1 protein-coding gene is annotated in these 1,261 nt (G+C 40.7%); it reads left to right on the top strand.

Features of this window, described 5'->3' with window-relative positions:
• Nucleotides 1-964: 964 nt before the first annotated feature.
• Nucleotides 965-1,144: a TraY domain-containing protein gene (locus ACED60_RS25665; protein WP_136984473.1), complete on the top strand. Its 180-nt coding sequence runs from the start codon at nucleotides 965-967 to the stop codon at nucleotides 1,142-1,144.
• Nucleotides 1,145-1,261 lie beyond the last annotated feature (117 nt).

Here is a 1,261-nt window from a genome sequence, read left to right as displayed (position 1 = left end):
GACTTAAATCCGATCTCAAAAGGCGTCTTAGGGTTCCGCGCGTTCTCTTCTTCAACGACACGTTGATACAATTCAATCAAATCCAGCTTCCGATCCTTACGCTTACGGCGATACTCCGCATCGTAACTCGATTTATCGAGCGGGGGAGGGGAGGAGTCGTGTCCAGGCGTCTTCATAACATTCACCGTCCACGTTTAAAGCACACAGCACTTCATCCCGAGGGATAAACAAGCGGTGTGATTGAGAATGTGTTGTTTGGGCTTTAGCCCACGCCAAGGCTGAGTCAAAGGAGTCATATTTTGAGGTCCAATAGGTTTTTGGGGAGTGTTTAGATTGGTTGTCCAAACGGTGAAATTTCACGCTATCTCAACCGAAGAAACAAATCAAATCCCGTTTTTTAGACACAAAAAAGCCGGCTACTATTGGGAAGCCGGCTTTTTTGCAAGTGCTATATGGTCAGAGTACCACCTCTAACACACTCTAAATCTTAGAAAAAACACACTACATAGGGCACTACTGGTTAGCAGCCAATGTAGTGTGTTTTAACCTTAACGACCTAAAGCAAGTATAGCGCAGCGTCGCCTGATATTTCAATCTTTAAGTAACCTTGTGGTTTTTCCCTTTACATAATCTAAATAATACGCACGGATAAAAAACCGATAAATAACAAAAAGATAACAAATAACCTTAGAAAAATTTATAGCACATTGAGGGAGTGAAATTAAAATAATTAATATATTAATTATGTCTAATAACAATAGCGCCAACATTAAAACCCCATTTATTTTCTTTAAAATCAGCACCTTAATTTGGTGCGTATTATTTACATTATGTAAAATGCAAGAAATGAGAAGTAAATCACAAACCACTTAAAATTTAGGCTCTGTTGAACGATGAAATGGCTCATCGATGTTTCGACCTGAACGTGGTCATTTCGGTTTTGTCTATTTAGGAAGACTTTTGTATGAATTTTAAATCAAAATGTATGGTTGAGAACAAGGAAGTCGGTATCGCTTTTAATCTTTCATCAAAGGCGAATAAAACGTTAACGCTCTCGGCGAAAAGAGCAGAGCGGGCCAAAAAGCGCGAAGGGAAACTTCGATTAGAAGATCACCTCAAACGTTTTCCTAATTGGTCGCTGTAACGAATGAGATTGCCGTCTGGGATTATTACCTCAGATGGCCTCGAAGGTGGGCTGCCTTCACTATTGCAAAAAGCGCCGCAGAGGGGCGCAGGCCTGCGTAATATGCCTAACAAATTC

It is taken from the genome of Vibrio sp. 1F279, assembly GCF_041439815.1.
GTDB lineage: Bacteria > Pseudomonadota > Gammaproteobacteria > Enterobacterales > Vibrionaceae > Vibrio > Vibrio tasmaniensis_A.
This window is presented reverse-complemented; position numbering and strand designations above follow the sequence as displayed.

Bases quoted from the DNA above. Each gene is read 5' to 3' on its own strand.
- ACED60_RS25665 (WP_136984473.1), top strand. From the start codon at position 965: ATGAATTTTAAATCAAAATGTATGGTTGAGAACAAGGAAGTCGGTATC.